The sequence below is a fragment of the Levilactobacillus koreensis JCM 16448 genome, from assembly GCF_001435525.1.
Lineage (GTDB): Bacteria > Bacillota > Bacilli > Lactobacillales > Lactobacillaceae > Levilactobacillus > Levilactobacillus koreensis.
Genome location: NZ_AZDP01000115.1, coordinates 18,203 through 36,230 on the forward strand (window position 1 = coordinate 18,203; position 18,028 = coordinate 36,230).

16 protein-coding genes are annotated in these 18,028 nt (G+C 49.8%); 11 read left to right on the forward strand and 5 right to left on the reverse strand.

Annotated features, from left to right (window positions below; translation table 11 throughout):
* Window positions 1-10: 10 nt before the first annotated feature.
* Window positions 11-1,399 (forward strand): branched-chain amino acid transport system II carrier protein, encoded by a 1,389-nt coding sequence (brnQ, locus tag FC99_RS10845; protein ID WP_048734171.1) that lies wholly within the window; start codon window positions 11-13, stop codon window positions 1,397-1,399.
* Here the strand turns inward: brnQ and FC99_RS10850 are convergent.
* Window positions 1,396-1,947, reverse strand: coding sequence for a DUF805 domain-containing protein (locus FC99_RS10850; protein ID WP_048734173.1), 552 nt, complete (start codon window positions 1,945-1,947; stop codon window positions 1,396-1,398). The genes brnQ and FC99_RS10850 overlap by 4 nt on opposite strands.
* Window positions 1,948-2,256: 309 nt before the next feature.
* On the opposite strand from FC99_RS10850, the gene arsC reads away from it, so the two are divergent.
* The 5 genes from arsC (at window position 2,257) to FC99_RS10880 (ending at window position 9,684) form a co-directional block, all read left to right on the forward strand.
* Window positions 2,257-2,679, forward strand: coding sequence for an arsenate reductase (thioredoxin) (arsC, locus tag FC99_RS10855; protein WP_048734175.1), 423 nt, complete (start codon window positions 2,257-2,259; stop codon window positions 2,677-2,679).
* 304 nt (window positions 2,680-2,983) lie between these two features.
* Window positions 2,984-4,174 (forward strand): ROK family protein, encoded by a 1,191-nt coding sequence (locus tag FC99_RS10860; RefSeq protein WP_048734177.1) that lies wholly within the window; start codon window positions 2,984-2,986, stop codon window positions 4,172-4,174.
* A 592-nt stretch (window positions 4,175-4,766) separates the two neighbouring features.
* Window positions 4,767-6,116: a xylose isomerase gene (gene xylA / locus FC99_RS10865; RefSeq protein ID WP_048734180.1), complete on the forward strand. Its 1,350-nt coding sequence runs from the start codon at window positions 4,767-4,769 to the stop codon at window positions 6,114-6,116.
* Between the two features lie 99 nt (window positions 6,117-6,215).
* The gene (gene xylB / locus FC99_RS10870) at window positions 6,216-7,724 is read left to right on the forward strand and encodes a xylulokinase (protein ID WP_048734182.1); all 1,509 of its coding nucleotides are present in this window, start codon (window positions 6,216-6,218) and stop codon (window positions 7,722-7,724) included.
* Window positions 7,725-8,304: 580 nt separating this feature from the next.
* Window positions 8,305-9,684, forward strand: coding sequence for a sugar porter family MFS transporter (locus FC99_RS10880; protein ID WP_048734189.1), 1,380 nt, complete (start codon window positions 8,305-8,307; stop codon window positions 9,682-9,684).
* 356 nt (window positions 9,685-10,040) lie between these two features.
* On the opposite strand, the gene FC99_RS10885 is transcribed toward FC99_RS10880, so the two are convergent.
* Window positions 10,041-10,847, reverse strand: coding sequence for an aldo/keto reductase (locus FC99_RS10885; protein ID WP_048734192.1), 807 nt, complete (start codon window positions 10,845-10,847; stop codon window positions 10,041-10,043).
* Window positions 10,848-11,105: 258 nt separating this feature from the next.
* On the opposite strand from FC99_RS10885, the gene FC99_RS10890 reads away from it, so the two are divergent.
* The 4 genes from FC99_RS10890 to FC99_RS10905 all read left to right on the forward strand — a co-directional run bounded on the left by FC99_RS10890 (window position 11,106) and on the right by FC99_RS10905 (window position 14,007).
* Window positions 11,106-11,885: a (S)-acetoin forming diacetyl reductase gene (locus FC99_RS10890; RefSeq protein ID WP_048734195.1), complete on the forward strand. Its 780-nt coding sequence runs from the start codon at window positions 11,106-11,108 to the stop codon at window positions 11,883-11,885.
* A gap of 408 nt (window positions 11,886-12,293) precedes the next feature.
* On the forward strand, window positions 12,294-13,229 hold the full coding sequence (locus tag FC99_RS10895) for a hypothetical protein (protein ID WP_048734198.1): 936 nt from the start codon (window positions 12,294-12,296) through the stop codon (window positions 13,227-13,229).
* Window positions 13,230-13,253: 24 nt separating this feature from the next.
* Window positions 13,254-13,451, forward strand: a complete 198-nt coding sequence (locus tag FC99_RS10900; protein WP_056986553.1) for a hypothetical protein — start codon at window positions 13,254-13,256, stop codon at window positions 13,449-13,451.
* 181 nt (window positions 13,452-13,632) lie between these two features.
* A complete protein-coding gene (locus FC99_RS10905) occupies window positions 13,633-14,007 on the forward strand; it encodes an iron chaperone (RefSeq protein ID WP_048734203.1) in 375 nt (124 codons plus the stop codon).
* Window positions 14,008-14,059: 52 nt separating this feature from the next.
* Here FC99_RS10905 and FC99_RS10910 read toward each other — a convergent pair whose 3' ends face one another.
* The 3 genes from FC99_RS10910 to FC99_RS10920 form a co-directional block, all read right to left on the reverse strand.
* Window positions 14,060-14,881 (reverse strand): DUF2785 domain-containing protein, encoded by an 822-nt coding sequence (locus FC99_RS10910; RefSeq protein WP_048734206.1) that lies wholly within the window; start codon window positions 14,879-14,881, stop codon window positions 14,060-14,062.
* Between the two features lie 491 nt (window positions 14,882-15,372).
* The gene (locus FC99_RS10915) at window positions 15,373-15,891 is read right to left on the reverse strand and encodes a universal stress protein (protein WP_048734208.1); all 519 of its coding nucleotides are present in this window, start codon (window positions 15,889-15,891) and stop codon (window positions 15,373-15,375) included.
* Between the two features lie 26 nt (window positions 15,892-15,917).
* The gene (locus FC99_RS10920) at window positions 15,918-16,427 is read right to left on the reverse strand and encodes a YbhB/YbcL family Raf kinase inhibitor-like protein (protein ID WP_048734211.1); all 510 of its coding nucleotides are present in this window, start codon (window positions 16,425-16,427) and stop codon (window positions 15,918-15,920) included.
* 245 nt (window positions 16,428-16,672) lie between these two features.
* Here FC99_RS10920 and FC99_RS10925 point away from each other — a divergent pair, with 245 nt between their 5' ends.
* Window positions 16,673-17,824, forward strand: coding sequence for an ArgE/DapE family deacylase (locus FC99_RS10925; protein WP_048734213.1), 1,152 nt, complete (start codon window positions 16,673-16,675; stop codon window positions 17,822-17,824).
* Window positions 17,825-18,028 lie beyond the last annotated feature (204 nt).

Sequence of the window (18,028 nt, forward strand, 5' to 3'; positions counted from 1 at the left end):
AGGAATCAAAATGGACAAAACTGTAACCGGTAAATCGCACCGGAATTTGGGACAATTACTCGTGGTGAGCTCATTAATTTTTGGCATGTTTTTTGGTTCTGGCAACTTAATTTTTCCTGTTCATTTGGGCCAAATGGCTGGGAGTCATTGGTTTACGGCTGCTTTGGGATTCGCCATCTCCGGGTCGTTATTTCCCTTACTGGCGATTCTTGCCGTTGTGGTCACTAAGAGTGATGGCCTGTTTGACCTAGCTAAACCGGTGGGACGGCACTATGCGGCCCTCTTCTTAATCCTCGTGCACTTGACGATCGGACCGTTCTTTGGCACGCCCCGGACGGCCGCTACGGCTTACGAAATGGCTGTCCAGCCATTCTTGCCCCAGCGGTTTTCGACCGTCGGAATGTTGCTCTTTACTGGTTTATTCTTCGGCGCAGCGTACTTACTAGCCACGCATCAGAATAGTTTGGTTAAGGTCGTTGGCAAGTATCTCAACGCCTTCTTTCTCACCATGTTGGCGGTTATCTTTGTGGTGGCGTTCTTCAATCCGATGGGGAGCCTGAACCATGCGGCAACCACGGCCTACCAAACTAATGCGACCATCAGTGGGTTTCTGGAGGGGTACAACACCGTCGATGCCGTTGCCTTGCTGGCCTTGAGTGTGACCTTCGTTCATGCCGTACGGGGATTAGGCTACCATGACCGGGAATTAACCAAACTAACGGCTAAGGCCGGCACGCTCAGCATCGTCTTAGAAATCTTGATCTACTTTGGTTTAGTTCTGTTGGGTGCCTTCAGCCTCAGCCAAATGAAACTGTCAGACAACGGGGCCGTAGCTTTGTCAGCCATCGTTGGCCACTACTTCAGTAATTTTGGCACGCTCTTCTTGGGCGTCCTGGTCACGCTAGGGGTCTTTACCACGGCTCTGGGATTGGTGACCTCGTTTGCCCAAGATTTCCACAAACTTTTCCCAAAGGTCAGCTACCTAGCTTGGCTACGGGTAACGACGTTTGTTTCCTTCCTCGTCGCTAATGCCGGTTTGGACACGATCATCGCGTGGTCCTTGCCAGTGCTGATGCTCCTTTACCCGCTGTCCCTAGCGTTGATCTTGGCCGCCCTGACAGTTGCCAAACGGCCATACGCGGGTATCGTCTACAAAATGACGATTGCCTTCACCATCATTCCAGCGGTTCTGGACATGCTAAATAGCGCACCGCAGGTTGTGACGCAATTGGCACCCGTCCACGCAGCCCTCACGTTCTACCACCAAGTGATTCCATTTGCTAGTCTCGGTCTAGGCTGGTTGGTCCCGACACTCGTGGGCTTTGTCTTGGGGTTAGTTCTCGGCAAACTTCGCTTAGCCAGTCAACGGACGACGATGGTTGATAATGATCGATTTTAGGGGACGTACGGATTTTGTCGTTGCTTAGATGGCTCGCAGAGGATGACGGCCAACAAGATACCACCAAATGGGATGAGTAGATTGAGAAGCCAAATTTTGCCGCTATGGCCGGTATCGTGGAGACGACGAATCTCGGCCGTCGTGAGACCGAAAACGAGGATGACCAGTAAGAAAATGGGCGGCACTAAAACAGTCCACGTTGCCGCAGAGTAACTCGTGAGTTGGGTCCAGTCGTGACGTTGGCCGATTGTAAAAAGCCCAAAGATGCCGATAAACAGGCCAATCAGGCTAATACCGACCATCCCCCACCAGTAATCTGCACGGCCTAAGCATTTTGATGTATTCGTTAGATTCTTAAAAAAGAGGCCAGTTGATGAGATGAGGTTTGGTTGCATGGTTTCGTTATAGGGGCGATCAAGTGGTTCTAAGGGCATCGTCACGGTTGACCGGGCCTCGAAACTCTGCGCGGCGCTACAGTATTGACAAAAGTTGGCGCCCAGCGGAATTGGTTTGCCACATTTGATACAGGTTGATCGATAGTTTTCCATATGATTTACTCCCCGGATAGTTCCAGTGACGGTCGTTAAAATTAGCGGTTGTTAAGCTAGTAGTCTCATGATATCCTTACTGAAGGGAAATCGCGAGGCTTATTTGGCTGTCGCGGTAAATCCGCTATTGTATGGTTTATATTCAATTACAATTTATAAAATGAATGCTAGCCGGAATTTTTCTGGAGAACTGGGCATTAACAAGGGTATTCTGTAATAAATATCGTTATAATAGGTGGAAGTTAGTCTCATTAATATTTATCCTGAAATTTAGCGATTCACGGTCACTTTACTTTGGAGGTTAGACAAATGACGCAACTTTATTTCCTATGTACTGGCAACTCCTGCCGCAGCCAGATGGCAGAAGGGTTTGCTCGTAATTTAGCACCCAAGGATTGGACGATTGCTAGTGCTGGTGTTGAACAACACGGCTTAAACCCGTTGGCCGTTCAGGTTATGGAAGAAGTCGGCATCGATATTTCTCAGCAGACGTCCAAATTAATCGATGTTGATTACCTCAATGCCAGTGATATCGTGGTCACACTCTGTGGCGATGCGCGCGACAAGTGTCCAGTGACCCCACCGACCGTTACGCGAATTCATTGGCCGCTGACCGATCCCGCGCAAGCTACCGGGACGCCTGATCAGATCATGGCGACCTTCCGCCAGTCCCGTGATGAGATCAAAAGTCGAGTCACCTCGTTAATTGCGGATATTCAATCTTTAACCTAGATCAAATCGCGTGAAAATTGATGCCTGTTAGATGCCACTCTGCGATATTTGCAGGGTGGTTTCTTTTAATCATTAACTAAGTAGTGGGGTTAAATAGACGGTTAATTGAAATAATTATCGAAAAACAGTTGTATTTTCACAAGGCGTGAGTGATACTTAGGTTAGTTGGTTCACTAAACCATGAGGTTGATTTTGGTACCGGTTACAAAGCTTGATAAAGTCAAGGAATAACCGACTTGAGGTTAGTTGGGATTTTTAACCTCGACAAGCGACTGAAATCAGCAAACCTATAAGGAGGGATTGGATGGTTCGTCAAAGTATGAATCGCAATCAGTTACATGATCAGAACTTAAAGTTTGTACTGCAACAGATTTTTAACAACCATCCCACCTCGCGAATTGAAATTTCTCACCAGCTTCACCTGAATAAGTCCACGGTCTCATCGCTCTACAATACGCTGATGGCCGCTGGTTACTTGACAGAATTAGGCCTGGGGGAGGCTTCGACAGCGGGTGGGCGTAAACCGACACTGGTTGAAATCAACCGCAACTACGGCTACACCTTAACGTTTGACCTGGGCTATCGGCATCTACATGCGCTAGTCACACTACTAAATGGGCACGTGTGGAAGTACGACCGCATCGAAACGAAGGGCCGGTCGATCCACGATATGATCGACCGTATCAAGCAATACATCGCACAGATTCAAGCGGAAGACAGGACGAGTAATGGCCTATTGGGGATTTGTTTCTCCATTCATGGGATCGTCTTGAACAACAAGGTCCAGACGTCACCGTTTATCGACATGGATGGCGTCGATCTCGAAGATGTCTTCACGTCGACCTATGACGTGCCGGTCGTTTTGGAAAACGAAGCCAATCTGTCCGCAATTTATGAACGGGACTTCAACGGCGCCCGCCAGCTCAATAGCACCGTCACCATTAGTATTCACCGGGGAATCGGTGCCGGGGTCATTCTTCACCGGGACTTGTTCCGCGGTGAACACGGAGACGCCGGTGAAATTGGCCGGACCATTGCCAGTATCGAAATTGACGGTAATGGTAAGTCCCACGCCATTCACGCTGAAGATATCAGCTCCGAGGATGCCGTGATTCGACAAGTCGAACAGGCAAAAGGGGCCGACACGCTGGATCGTGAGGACATTGTCCGCTTAGCGCAGGCCAAGGACCTGGAAACCGTTAAGGCACTCCAGACCTTTACCACGGCCATCGCTGGTCTCATTTACAACACCATGCGGACGCTCGATCCCGACGCGTTCTTCCTTAACTCACCATTAGTAGAGGAATTGCCACACCTTTTGACGGACATTCGGCGGGTCTACCAGCAATTGGCTGATACCGACCTGGGCATTGAGTTGACTACCAACGCGCGGCTGGCGACTGTTTTAGGTGGCTGCTCACTGATCACTCATCAAGTGCTGGGACTAGAAGGCTACGAGCTGAATTTTGACCGGCCAGTTGACGCAGAAAATTAAATTGAACATTACAGTCTGGGAGTTTTTTCCCAGACTTTTTTTGTTGTTTTAATGGTTCTCTAAATTTGGCCGTATTCTGGCTGTTAAAGATTACGCGCTACCACAACAATCATTAAAGAGTGTTCGACTTCTAAATTAGCTTGTCCGGCTGATAACGAGCTTTACGTAGTTGTCCCAAAAACTGTGTAAGCCGAGAGGTCGCCAGATATGGGCTCAGGCGCGTTGTTCTGCTTAGTTGACGGTGATTTCCCGTCGGCTTAGCAGAAGACCAAGCTTGTAGACTCGGTTTTTTCGAGGCTTCAAGTTGTGTCCGCACCGTTCCAGCCCATATCTGGCGACCGGTAAGGCGAAGGTCAAACTAGGTTGCCTAATTTCTAGAAACTTTCAGTTGCTCAGCAATAATAGGTCATTAATATAGTAGAAACAGTTCAGGAAAGAACCAGGTTTTAGTTGATTTGACCAGGAATCATGAGGGCCCTGAAATTTTTGAATCTTTTTTGGCGAAAACGCTTGCATTCGAATTAAAAGATTGTATACTAGTATTTGTAAGTTGGTTGTCGCAACGAACTAACTAGGAGGGTATTATAAAATTATGACTGAAGAATACTGGAAAGGCATCGACAAGATTCAATATGTCGGCCATCAAGATAAGAAATCTGGTTTAGGATTCCAATACTACAATCCGGAAGAAGTTATTGCCGGAAAGAAAATGAAAGATTGGTTACGTTTCGCCGTAGCCTACTGGCACACATTTGACCAACGCTTAGTTGACCCATTTGGTGACGGGACTGCTCAACGTCCTTACGACAAGTACACTGATCCTATGGACTTAGCCTTAGCTAAGGTTGACGCTGCATTCGAATTCTACAACAAATTAGGTGTAGATTACCTTTGCTTCCATGACCGCGACTTGGCTCCTGAAGGCGACACTTTACGTGAAACCAACGCTAACCTGGACAAGGTTGTTGACAAGATCGTTGAATACCAAAAGACTTCTGGCATGAAGGTTTTGTGGAACACTTCGAACATGTTCACTAACCCTCGTTTCGTCGAAGGTGCTGGGACTTCTCCATACGCTGATATCTTTGCCTACAGTGCTGCTCAATTGAAGCACAGTTTGGAAATTGGTAAGCGTGTCGGTTCTGAAAACTATGTCTTCTGGGGCGGCCGTGAAGGTTACGAATCACTCTGGAACACCAACATGAAGCAAGAACAAGAACATGCTGCTAAGTTATTCCATATGGCTAAGGACTACGCTAACGAAATTGGCTTCGACGCACAAATGTTGCTCGAACCAAAGCCAAAGGAACCAACGACGCACCAATACGACTTCGATGCCGCAACCACCATTGCGTTCATGAAGGAATACGACTTGGACAAAGACTTCAAGTTGAACTTGGAAGGTAACCATGCTAACTTGGCTGGCCATACTTACCAACACGAAATCCGTGTTGCTCGTGAAGCTGGTTTGTTAGGTTCATTGGATGCCAACCAAGGTGACAAGTTGATCGGCTGGGATATTGATGAATACCCATCTAACTTGTACGAAACCACTGCTGCAATGTACGAAGTTGTCGAAAACGGCAGCATCGGACCTCGCGGTGGGTTGAACTTCGATGCTAAGCCTCGTCGTTCATCATTTGCTCCAGAAGACCTCTTCTTAGGCCACATTGTTGGGATGGACAGCTTTGCTGCCGGCCTGCGTGTTGCTGCTGCTATGAAGGAAGACGGCTTCTTGGACAGCTTAAAGGCTGACCGTTACAGCTCATACGAATCCGGTGTTGGTGCCGAAATCGAAAGCGGCAAGGCTGACTTGAAGTCCCTTGAAAAGTACGCTATCGACAAGCCACAATCCGAATTGATTGCTGCTACCCACTCCGACCACTTGGAAGAAGTTAAGGATACCATCAACCACTACATCGTTGAAACGTTGAGCAAGTAATCCTTTACTCTACGAAAAATAACTGACAATAGAATGGCGGACGGACCGTGTGTCCGCCCGCCATTTTTATGACGCGAGATAAACTAGGAGGAATGACCGATGGGGAAGTATGTACTCGGCGTTGACCTGGGGACTAGTGCCGTTAAAGTTTCAGCGCTAGATCACAGTGGCCAGATTGTCGCCCAAGAAAGTTTTGACTATGATTTGATTCAAAAGAAGCCTGGCTACAATGAGCAGAATCCTGAAGACTGGGTTTCCGGGACGACGGTAGCGATTGTCCGCTTGATTTTGACCGACCATTTAGCGGCCGAAGAAATCGAGGGCTTGAGCTTCTCTGGGCAAATGCACGGGTTAGTTCTGTTGGATGAGAACAAGAAGGTCTTGCGGCCATCCATTCTCTGGAACGATACGCGCAGCACGCCACAACGTGAAGAAATTGAAGCGAAGCTCGGTGACGAGTTCGTCGACATTACCCGGAATCAACCACTGGAAGGCTTTACGCTGACCAAGTTGCTGTGGGTCAAGGAAAACGAACCTGACATCTGGGCCAAGGCCAAGTACTTTGTCTTACCTAAAGACTACGTGCGTTACCGGATGACTGGTAACCTCGCAATGGACTACTCCGACGCGACTGGGACCGTCTTACTCGACGTTGCCAAGGGCGAATGGAGTAAGAAAATTTGTGACACGTTCGACATTCCAATGAGCATGTGCCCACCATTGATCAAGTCCGTTGATTTTGCCGGGACGGTGACGTCGGCCTACGCAGAATTTTCTGGTTTGACCACCGCCACCAAGGTCTTTGGTGGCGCCGCCGATAACGCGGCTGGTGCAGTTGGGGCGGGGATTCTCCACCCGAACATGGTTCTGTCTAGTATCGGGACGTCTGGTGTTGTGTTGAAATACGAGGACAACGCCGACGTTAACTATCACGGGGTCCTTCAATTTGAAGACCACGCGATTCCTGATAAGTATTACTCCATGGGGGTCACTTTGGCCGCTGGGTACTCCCTCAGCTGGTTCAAGAAGACCTTCGCTCCTGCAGAGGATTTCACCGATTTCGTTGCGAGTGCGGCTAAGTCGACGGTTGGGGCCAATGGTCTCCTGTACACGCCGTACATTGTCGGTGAACGGGCACCTTACGCGGATGCCGATATTCGGGGGAGCTTTACTGGGGTCGACGGAACCCATCAACGTTATGATTTCGTCCGTGCTGTTCTGGAAGGCATCGTCTTCTCGTTTAGAGATCTCTTTGATATCTACGAAGAAAACGGTGGCGACTTTGACACGGTCGTTTCTATCGGTGGGGGCGCCAAGAGTCCACTCTGGTTGCAGATTCAAGCCGACATCTTTAATCGTAAGGTTGTCAGCCTGAAGAACGAACAGGGGCCTGGCATGGGGGCTGCAATGATTGCGGCTACCGGCCTAGGTTGGTTCGATTCCTTACAGGATTGCGCACAGACTTTCGTTCACTTCGGCAAGGCTTACGAGCCCAACCCAGAGAACGTGAAGAAGTATGCGAAGATGCATGCCATCTACAAGCAGGTCTACAAACAGACCAAGGCCATCAGCGAACAACTGTTGGACTACCGTAGGGAAGAACTATAGGCGTTAGAGAAGGTCTTCGCTGTCTGGCGGAGGCCTTTTTGCTGTGAAATTAGGTTGGTTAAGAATGGCCGCACTCCGGTTGCCAGGGACTACGCCTGCTGTGGGGACGCTTCAAGCTCAGATTGTCTACTACGGCAATGGCAATTTTGCTAGTGTACAGATTAAGCGGGTGGTGTTTACAGGTGTACTGTCTAGGACGGCGGAGGGGCAATGGACTTATGGTCTTTTTCAAGATATATTGCAAGTGTTTTGCCCATAGAAAAATACGTTGGAGTACGGAATCGGGTGTCATTAATCGCATAAACAAGTGGGTCTTCGTAAGACACGGAGGCCTTTTGTTTACACCAAATAACAATTAAGATTCACGATTATTCATGTGCATTTTCACACAAAATTGGAAGCTGTGAGAATCAGTCAAAATATTACAATTGAATATTAAAGTATAGGAAACGCTTTCAGAATTTGACGAATTGTGCTATAGTTATCACATGGTTGGTTGAAGCAATCAACTAACCGCAAGTAGAATACCAACTTACAAAAAAATTCTACGGTGATTTACCGTCAAAGGAAGTCAGTAACGATGCATAAAGTTTCGACCGGATTCATTTACTTTTTTGGCGCCCTCGGCGGGTTGCTCTTTGGTTACGATACCGGGGTTATCTCCGGAGCGATTCTCTTTATTCAAAAACAAATGCATTTAGGCGCTTGGCAACAGGGCTGGGTCGTAAGTTCCGTTCTGTTAGGAGCGATTTTAGGTGCTGCGATTATTGGACCGTCGTCTGACCGGTATGGTCGGCGTAAGTTACTCCTACTCTCCGCCGTTATCTTCTTGGTCGGGGCGTTAGGGTCCGCATTTTCGCCGGAATTCTGGTCTCTGATCATCTTCCGGGTCATCTTAGGGATGGCCGTTGGGGCTGCCTCAGCGTTGATTCCAACGTACCTCGCTGAGTTAGCACCAGCTGACAAACGGGGGACCGTTGCCAGTCTCTTTCAACTGATGGTTATGTCGGGCATTCTGTTGGCTTACATCACTAATTATAGCTTCTCCGGCTTGTATACCGGTTGGCGTTGGATGTTAGGTTTTGCCGCAATTCCTGCCGCATTGCTCTTCTTTGGTGGGTTGATCTTACCAGAGAGTCCCCGGTTCTTGGTCAAGTCTGGTCGTGTTGATGAAGCCCGTGAAGTCTTGGATACCATGAACGGCCATGACAGCACCATTGTTAACCGTGAAATTCGTCAAATTAAAGAACAGGCTGGCGTCGTGAGTGGCGGTTGGCCAGAGCTCTTTAGTAAAATGGTTCGTCCTTCATTGATCATTGGGGTTGGCTTAGCCATCTTCCAACAGGTCATGGGCTGTAACACCGTGTTGTACTACGCACCAACCATCTTTACTGATGTTGGTTTCGGGGTCTCGGCGGCTCTGTTAGCCCATATCGGTATCGGGGTCTTCAACGTGATTGTGACCGCGGTTGCCGTAACTATTATGGATAAAATCGATCGGAAAAAGATGTTGATCATCGGTTCCGTTGGAATGGGGATTTCCCTGTTCGTGATGAGCATGGGCATGAAGTTCTCCGGCGGGTCACACGCGGCAGCCATTATTTCCGTAATTGCCTTGACCGTCTACATCGCATTCTTCTCCGCTACTTGGGGTCCCGTGATGTGGGTCATGATCGGTGAAGTCTTCCCGTTGAATATCCGGGGCTTAGGAAATTCCTTTGCCAGTGTGATCAACTGGACGGCTAACATGATCGTTTCCTTGACGTTCCCATCATTGCTGGACTTCTTTGGTACTGGGAGCCTGTTCATCGGTTACGGGATTCTGTGCTTCCTTTCCATCTGGTTCGTTCACAAGATGGTCTTCGAAACGCGGAACCGTTCGTTGGAAGACATTGAAGCAACGCTACGTGAAAAGGCCGGTGAAGCAGAAGTCACTGATCTGAGTACCGCTCAAAAGTAAAATCAACTATATGCTATCTGGAGGCTGGGACATCTGTCCTGGTCTCTTTTTGCGTCTGAACTAAAGGTTGAAAGTTCCAAAATACCAGCCATGCCTGCTCTAGCAACAACAGTGAGACTAAAACTAGGCAACCTGGTGGGCCCTTCGCCTTACCGGCCGGCAGATATGGGCTGGATCGGGGCGAACACACCTTGAAGCCTCGAAAAAACCGAGTCTACAAGGTTGGTTTTCTGCTAAGCCGGCAAAAAACGCCGACCAAGCAGAACGACGTACCTGAGCCCATATCCGTTCGGCGCGCAAAAAGAGCCTGGGATTAGGAAATGTCCCAGACTCTTGTATGACCAAACAAAGTTCGTCTAGTCGTAGTTTAAATGCTTATCTTGGTCTAAACCGTTAATTTCTTCAATTTCAGCAGCGGTTAGGTTAAACCCAGAGATTTCGAAGTTTTCCTTGACCCGTGCTGGTTTCGAGGACTTAGGGAAGACCACGAAGCCCGTGTCAATTTGCCACCGTAAAACGATCTGGGCTGGTGACTTGCCGTATTTTTCTGCCAGCTTGGTGATGACTGGATCTTCTAGGATTAAGTGGCCATGCCCGATTGGGGAGTACCCTTCGTTGACCAAGCCATTGTCCGTGTCGAACTTGCCTAGCTCGGCTTGGACCTTGTAGGGGTGTCGTTCGATCTGGTTGACCATTGGCTTGACCTTGGCCATCGCAAAGACTTGTTCGAGTTGTTCTTGAGAGAAGTTAGAAACACCGATGGCCCGGACCTTCTTTTGTTGATACAGGGTTTCGAAGGCGCGCCAAGTGTCCAACGTCAGGTCGAAGTTCTTTTCGTTTGGCCAGTGAATCAGGTAGAGGTCTAGGTAATCCAACTGTAAGTCAGATAAAGTTTGGTCAAAGGCGGCTAGCGTCTTATCGTATCCTTGGTCAGCATTCCAAACCTTAGACGTGATAAACAGGTCAGGGCGGTCAACGCCAGAGTCCTTGATGGCCTGCCCAACTGCGGGTTCGTTACCGTAAATGTGGGCGCAGTCGAGGTGTCGATAGCCGGCGTCTAAAGCCGTTTTGATTGCTGCGGGGACATCCTTACTGTCGATCAAATAAGTCCCAAATCCCAGCATAGGGATGGTCACACCGTTGCTTAATTGAGTTGTTTCCATGTCATTACCTCACTTTAAAATATTTTGAGTCCGAACACTTATGTCCATGATACACTACTCTACCAATAGTTTCACGGATAGCACTTGGCGGGTTGCGATGAAGCGAATGCTTGGTTAACAACGTTTCCACTAATTAGTTCAATTGAACAACTAAGACGGTAAAAAGATTCCGCACGTAATCGCTTTCAATACCCCATTGTTTCCGGTAGAATGTGAGTGTACCTGGAAATCTACTTATTCTGAAGGAGTGAATGGCACATGGCATCAAATGGTAAAGTAGCAATGGTTACTGGCGGCGGTCAAGGAATTGGGGAAGCCATTTCCAAACGTTTAGCCAATGATGGTTTTGCTGTATCAGTTGCTGATTTGAACTTGGACAATGCCAACAAAGTCGTTGCTGCGATCGAAGCTGATGGTGGCAAGGCCGTTGCTGTAAAAGTCGACGTTGCCGACCGCGACAGTGTGTTCGCTGCGGTTAATGCGACTGCGGATAAGCTCGGCGGGTTTGACGTAATCGTCAACAATGCCGGCCTTGGTCCCACGACGCCGATCGACACGATTACCCCAGAACAGTTTGATTTAGTGTACCACGTCAACGTTGCCGGAACCCTGTGGGGCATCCAAGCAGCGCATGCCAAATTAAAGGAACTCGGCCACGGCGGGAAGATTATCAACGCAACCTCTCAAGCCGGCGTTGTCGGGAACCCGAACTTAGCCCTGTACAGTGGCACCAAGTTTGCCATTCGGGGGATTACCCAAGTCGTTGCGCGGGACTTAGCTGCTGAAGGTATCACGGCTAACGCTTACGCACCAGGCATTGTGAAGACACCAATGATGTTTGACATCGCGCACAAGGTGGGTCAAAATGCCGGTAAAGACGACGAATGGGGCATGCAGACATTTGCGAAGGACATTACTCTGGGTCGGCTGTCCGAACCAGAGGACGTTGCAGCCGGGGTTGCCTTCTTGGCAGGTCCAGACTCCAACTACATTACGGGACAGACACTGGAAGTTGATGGTGGGATGCAGTTCCACTAGCAACAGGTTGAGTTGAATAGGAACAGCGGGGACGTCGTAGTGGTCACGGCGTCCCTTTTAAAATGGAGAGTGGGACAGAAGGCGATTAGTCAATGAGCATTAACGTCGATAGACGAATAATCCTGATCTTGGATTGTTTGTCTATCGGGGTTAAGCGGAGTTGACTGCCTTTTGGCGCACGTTTCGACCGTATACATTAGGAGCGCAAAGAGGTGCAGAAGCCTTTTGTCCCAGGCCCCCTTTAAAATAGATCACCCCCTCATGTAAGTGGCAAGCACCCGTGACTTGTGCGTTTGGTGAAAAGAATGCTGGGTTTCATAGATGTTAATCATAATTAATTCTCCTATTATCAGTTTTGGCTAGAACTGGTCAAGTGAGAGTGCTACTCTGAAATAGAGGAGGGGTTCTATGAAACGTTTAATTCGGCTTGTCAGTGTCCTCGGAGTCGCTGGCGGCATGTTCTTTTTGTCTGGGACATCGGCTAAGGCCGCTAGCGAGATGTACTCGTCAACTGCTCGGTCACAGTCCGTGCGACTGGTCTGGCGGAAGAGTATGAAGCAACACGCCTTTACGCGTTCGCAGGGTGGGCGCTATTCGAAGCATCTGGGCCTGCTATACGCCATGGGGTATGAGGAGCCGGACGAGATCTGGTTCACCGATGCTCATGAAAAATTGTACCGGAAGGCGAAAGGCACATCGGCCATCTATTATCATGTTCAAACTGCAGCCGGGGAGCACAAGGGTTGGATCTGGCGAGGCTACTTGAAGCCAACGACGACCACCCAGACGCCAGCTGTCGTGGGTGCTAAAATAGCAAAGAATCAGGCACTCAAGACGCAGCAAAATATTGCCTTCCAAAAAATGACTAATCAACAGATTCAAGCGGCCGTGGCCAAAAAATTGACGGGTCAGTACACCTTTAGTCCGAAGATGATGGCTTTTGCGCAGTACATGACTTATGCCGATGATGGGGTTAGTGGTCAAGTAAGGGATCAATCTAAAGTTTGGCAACCTGCGAAATTTGGTATCAAGGGCAACAAGCATTTTATCGGCTCAGGTGGGCTAGGCGCCATTGAAGATATGGATTTGGGCTGGATGCGTTCACTACCAGCTAATACGCAGGGTGGCAATTACCTGGTGGATGGCCTGGCGGATGAGACTGCGCATGCCTTACAGTACGTTACTAAGCATCATAATACTCGTAATCTGGGGTTTGGTGTCGTCTCTGATCCGGGAGCGAGATTGCAGGAGAATGCTTCTAACGACCCGTATTCTAAGAACTTCTACCGGGCACTTGAGGTTGAATTTTACTGGCAAGACGACCACGTGGTCAACGAGTGGTAAACTTGAGTTGAGGCGGTGGAATTTGTGAATTACAGTTTTTTTCGAAAATGGACTTTTTGGCTAGGCGTGGTGGTCTTCGTGTCCACGCTATTTACCCTCACCCCCGGCAATGCATTTTCCGTTAAATTGTTTAGCGGGAGCTGGATGATGACTTTGGGCGAATGTGTCGTGGGACTGGGCTTTGTGATTGAAGCTATCTACAGTAGTCAAAAATCAAAATAGAATTGGACGCGACTAACGGGTGAGTTGAAACCCAGTGGTCGCGTTTTTTGGCGAGTGTTGGATAACGGCAGAGCTTCTAATCACGCGCAAGCGACATCCCCTCAATGGAAGAAAACATGCTACAATAAAAATAATTTAACGTGGTCGCTGGGCCATGACTAAACCATTTAGGGGTGAACCTATGATTGCAGAATTTGAAGATTACTTAGCGAAGATTGACGACGACGAACACCAAGCGCGGGTGCGGACCGTGTTGAATTGGGTCCAGACGACCTTTCCGCAGCTCGAACAGCGGTTTGCGTGGAATCAGCTGATGTTTACCGACCATGGCACGTTTATTATTGGGTTTAGCGTGGCTAAGGCGCACATGGCGTTTGCCCCCGAAGGCCAGGCGATGGCTCAGTTCGCCGATACCATTCAGGCCGCAAAATATAATCCGGGGAAGAAATTTGGCCGCATCAAATGGACGCAGGATGTGGACTACGACCTGTTGAAACAAATCATTTCATTTAATATTGCGGATAAGGCCGAAACAACGACGTTCTGGCGAAAATAGAAAAAAGGTGCTGACACAGTCTGATTTAACACAGCTTGCGTCGGCACCTTTTTTAGTTTGTGTAGCCATTTACCTGATAGTAGTGATGACTTAATGTTGTAATGAGTTGTTGGGTGGTTGGTTCCTTCGGTAGCAAGAAGTAGAGGTGGTGAAGGAAGCTGAGCCAGTTGTGTAGCCGTGCGGCTGGACCGCGGTCAAATGAGAAATTGGTCCACAAACGCTGGTCGGTGGCGGTTAGCCAGTCGTTGAGTTGCGTCGTGGTCAGATGGCCGACTCGTAGTGCTTGAATCAGTGGCATGGCCAGGCGCGGTTCCTCGTCAAATTGAAAGGGAGTCGTCTGCCGAACAAACACCGTCGCAATGGTTGCCAGAGCCATCGGCGTTTGGTTCAAGGGAAACTGGGGATGTTGCCACGCATAGCCGAGCAGGTCGCTACCGTGAGCGACGCCGTGGGCCCAGCCCTTGTCCGGCACCCAGCCGCGTTGGTCGTGCTCGCGGACGAGGTAGGTCAGAGCGTCGTTGAAAAATTGGTTCCGGTCGACGGTGGTTAACCAGGCATGTTGTGCGTCGTTGTCTAGGACCGCCGCAGTCAGTAGCGCCGTGAATGTTCGCTGAAAGACGGCGTCGCTAGCTGGCTGGTCGATGGCGGTGAAGAGACCACGGTTAGTCAGCAGGTGCTTAGCGATGGTCCGACGTTGGGCAGGAGTGAACGCATCCTCGTCTAATCCCCGTTCAAAGAGGGTGAAGACCGTATCGTCACGAATCGTGGGGTCCAGATCACCAACGTGTGCCAGTAACACCTCGACTTGGTCGTCCGTAAAGCTTAAGTCGGGTGCATCGACTAGTTGTCGTAATTCAATTGGAAAGTCTGCCATGCCAATCGCCTCCGGTTTTTTCTTAGTATACGCCCTTGTAGGGATGATGGTTGAAAGTTTAAAGATAAATTGGCCGCACCACTGAACTGCGGCTGCCAGAAATTTAACCTGCTCAGGCTGGCTTTTGCTATGACGATCGTTGAAAGCTCGGTGCACTCTGAATTTTATGATTCGTTCAGTAACGACTTTACGCTCATTCTCTTAGCCGACAAAAGACTGCTGTGTAAGCCGAGAGGTCGCCAGATATGGGCTCAGGCGCGTCGTTCTGCTTAGTTGACGGTGATTCTCCGTCGGCTTAGCAGAAGACCAACCTTGTAGACTCGTGATTTTCGAGGCTTCAAGTTGTGGCCGCACCGTTCCAGCCCATATCTGGCGGCCGGTAAGGCGCAGGCCATACCAACTTGACTAATTATCGCGCTAATGTCGATGTTATATCAGATGACGGACAACAAAAACCACCATGGCGTCGTGCCATGGTGGTCATTTCGAGTCTATTTAGAAAGTTTCGGTTGTTCCTGGTTCTGTTCGGCGGCCTGCTTGGTGTCGAGTGGCTTGCCGGCTTCGTTGGTCCGGACTACGAAAACATCGATGGCGGACATTCGGCTCACATAAGACGTGACCGACCCTTCGACCATTCGGGCAACCGCGCTGAGACCGGTGGCTCCCAGCATGATGAGGTCATTCTTGTGGTCACGCACGAACTCGTGGGCGATGACGGTCTTAGGATTGCCGAACCGCACGTGAATGTCCATGTCAGCGAAGCCCGTGGCCGCCTTGGTGGTGTCGACCAGCGAGGTCAGGTAGGCCGTGGCGTCCTGCGCAAGGTCATGAATAACGCTACCAGGCATAGAGCCACTAGCGTAAAATCCGTAATGATTGATCCGCAACACATTTAGCAAGTCGATGTGCGCGTGATTCTGTTGGGCGACCGTGACGGCCTTCTTTAGCGCCAGTTCTGCTTGGACGGACCCGTCGACGGGCACCAGAATCTGTTTATAGTTCTGTTCCATAATACCCCTTCTTAATGGGGGGCGTCCTAAACCCGGCCGCGCAAAGTAATGGTGGCGGTGTCCAAGACGTGCCCGTTGATTTGATGAAGCAGGTCGTTTAACCAGAAACCGTCAGCCAAGTCGAGCTTGGTGTTCAACGCGTAAACGGTCAGGCTATAATCGTGGTCCTCGTTAGGTGGAAATGGCCCGGTGTAATTCTGGAAAATGGCGGGGTCCGTGTTCCCAATGAGGGAGCCAGCGTTGCTGTTGCGGCCATGGACGTGCGGGATGGCGTTAGTCCGGGAAACGTCCGCGGTAATTTCTCTGGTCGTTCCGGGGAAGTTAGCGGCGACCCAGTGAATCCAGGGGAATCCGCTGACGGGCACTGCGTCAAAATCAATCAGGTTCAGCGCTAGTGTCTGTGTCTTCTTGGGAATTTTGGATAAACTGATGGGGAACGACTTAACGGGCTGACCACCATAAACATCGTCGCCCGTGGCGTGTTTGCTGTATTCGTCGGCTAAGTAGCCGTTTTCGGATGGCACAAAGATTCGCATAAAAACCCCTCCTCAAATTAACTGCGCTGACAGGCGGCCGACCTAATGCTGGGCCGACGGGCGAGTCAGTTGGTTCACTCCCCATTATACCGCAGGAGCCGGACCACTCGCGAATATTCATTATAAATGTATAAAAATACGATATATCAAATATAATCTAATATATTTGCAATTAATGGTTGCTTTTCGGGGAGAAGGGCGTATGCTAATAACATTAGAAAGTGATTAGAGAAAGGATGACGCCTATGACGCCCCAGACCAAAATTGAGATTTTACAGCACATGATTCAGATTCCTTCGGTCAATGATAACGAGACCGCCGTTGCCGACTACATTGCGAGCCTGTTTGCCCCTTATCCTCAAGCCAAGGTGGAAAAGGTGCCATTTGCTAAGAACCGTGATAACCTGGTCGTAACGATTGGGGAAGGTCCGCAAATCGGCTTGTCTGGGCACATGGACGTGGTTGACGCTGGGGACCACAGTGCGTGGAGCCACAATCCATTTGGTGGTGAAATCGTTGGCGACCAGCTCTTTGGCCGGGGCGCCTCGGATATGAAGAGCGGCTTGGCAGCCATTGTCATCACCATGCTGGAATTTCTCGAACAGGGGATGCCGTTAAAGGGCAGTGTGCGTCTGCTGGCAACGGTTGGTGAAGAGACCGGTGAATACGGTGCGGCCACGTTGACCGATGCTGGATACGCCGATGATCTCGCCGGCTTGGTCATCGCCGAACCCAGTGGTCTCGACAACGTGGTCTACACCGCGCGGGGCGTCATTGACTACAAGGTTGTGTCTACGGGTAAAGGCAGTCACAGCGCTAGTCCGGAAAAGGGCATCAACGCAATTACGAATTTGCTGAAATTTTACAACGCAGTCGGGCCTATCATGGCGCAGCACACCCAGACCGATCCCGTACTAGGCGGCTTGCTGCATAACGTCGACCTGATTTCCGGGGGCGAGCAGATCAATTCGATTCCCGCTCACGCCGAGCTGATGGCTAACATGCGGACGATTCCGGCCTACCCTAACCAGGTCATTTACGATGAGCTAGAAGCGTTAGTTGCCAAATTGAATCAGGAGCCGACCGTCGATTTGGAGCTGTCCTACAGTTATCCGGAAGAGGCCATTCCGGGCGACCCGAACGCGCCATTGGTTCAACTGGCCAAGCAGATCAGCGATAAGATCTGCGGTCATGACACCAAAATCGTCGGGTCCGGTGGAGCGAACGATGGCGCCGAATTCTTGCGGGCCAAAGCCGACTTTACCAGCATTGAAATCGGTCCCGGTAGCAACACATCTCATCAGGTCGATGAATACATTTCCATTCAGGAATACTTGAAGGCCATCGACTTCTACGAAGCTTTGGTGCTAGCCTTTTTTGAACAGTTGAAGGCGTAGAGATTGATGTAAGTTGGTGTACTGCGGCTGCCAGGGATTCCGCCTGCTGTGGGGAACGCCTCCAGCCTGAGGGACGGGCTTCCGGCTCGCCTAAAAGCCGCGAAGAACACGCGTCTCTTAGGTCGTCCCATGCTGTAAATCGGGAAAGATGAAGTGCCGTAAAATTATTAGACAGAGAGACTAATAATTTTGAGGTGGTTCTAT

Excerpts from the sequence above, each read along its gene's own strand:
- FC99_RS10885 (WP_048734192.1), bottom strand. The coding sequence starts at position 10,847 with ATGGAAACAACTCAATTAAGCAACGGTGTGACCATCCCTATGCTGGGA.
- FC99_RS10895 (WP_048734198.1), top strand. The coding sequence starts at position 12,294 with ATGAAACGTTTAATTCGGCTTGTCAGTGTCCTCGGAGTCGCTGGCGGC.
- FC99_RS10880 (WP_048734189.1), top strand. The coding sequence starts at position 8,305 with ATGCATAAAGTTTCGACCGGATTCATTTACTTTTTTGGCGCCCTCGGC.
- xylB (WP_048734182.1), top strand. The coding sequence starts at position 6,216 with ATGGGGAAGTATGTACTCGGCGTTGACCTGGGGACTAGTGCCGTTAAA.
- FC99_RS10890 (WP_048734195.1), top strand. The coding sequence starts at position 11,106 with ATGGCATCAAATGGTAAAGTAGCAATGGTTACTGGCGGCGGTCAAGGA.
- FC99_RS10915 (WP_048734208.1), bottom strand. The coding sequence starts at position 15,891 with ATGGAACAGAACTATAAACAGATTCTGGTGCCCGTCGACGGGTCCGTC.
- FC99_RS10850 (WP_048734173.1), bottom strand. The coding sequence starts at position 1,947 with ATGGAAAACTATCGATCAACCTGTATCAAATGTGGCAAACCAATTCCG.
- FC99_RS10910 (WP_048734206.1), bottom strand. The coding sequence starts at position 14,881 with ATGGCAGACTTTCCAATTGAATTACGACAACTAGTCGATGCACCCGAC.
- FC99_RS10860 (WP_048734177.1), top strand. The coding sequence starts at position 2,984 with ATGGTTCGTCAAAGTATGAATCGCAATCAGTTACATGATCAGAACTTA.
- xylA (WP_048734180.1), top strand. The coding sequence starts at position 4,767 with ATGACTGAAGAATACTGGAAAGGCATCGACAAGATTCAATATGTCGGC.
- brnQ (WP_048734171.1), top strand. The coding sequence starts at position 11 with ATGGACAAAACTGTAACCGGTAAATCGCACCGGAATTTGGGACAATTA.
- FC99_RS10920 (WP_048734211.1), bottom strand. The coding sequence starts at position 16,427 with ATGCGAATCTTTGTGCCATCCGAAAACGGCTACTTAGCCGACGAATAC.
- FC99_RS10925 (WP_048734213.1), top strand. The coding sequence starts at position 16,673 with ATGACGCCCCAGACCAAAATTGAGATTTTACAGCACATGATTCAGATT.
- FC99_RS10905 (WP_048734203.1), top strand. The coding sequence starts at position 13,633 with ATGATTGCAGAATTTGAAGATTACTTAGCGAAGATTGACGACGACGAA.
- arsC (WP_048734175.1), top strand. The coding sequence starts at position 2,257 with ATGACGCAACTTTATTTCCTATGTACTGGCAACTCCTGCCGCAGCCAG.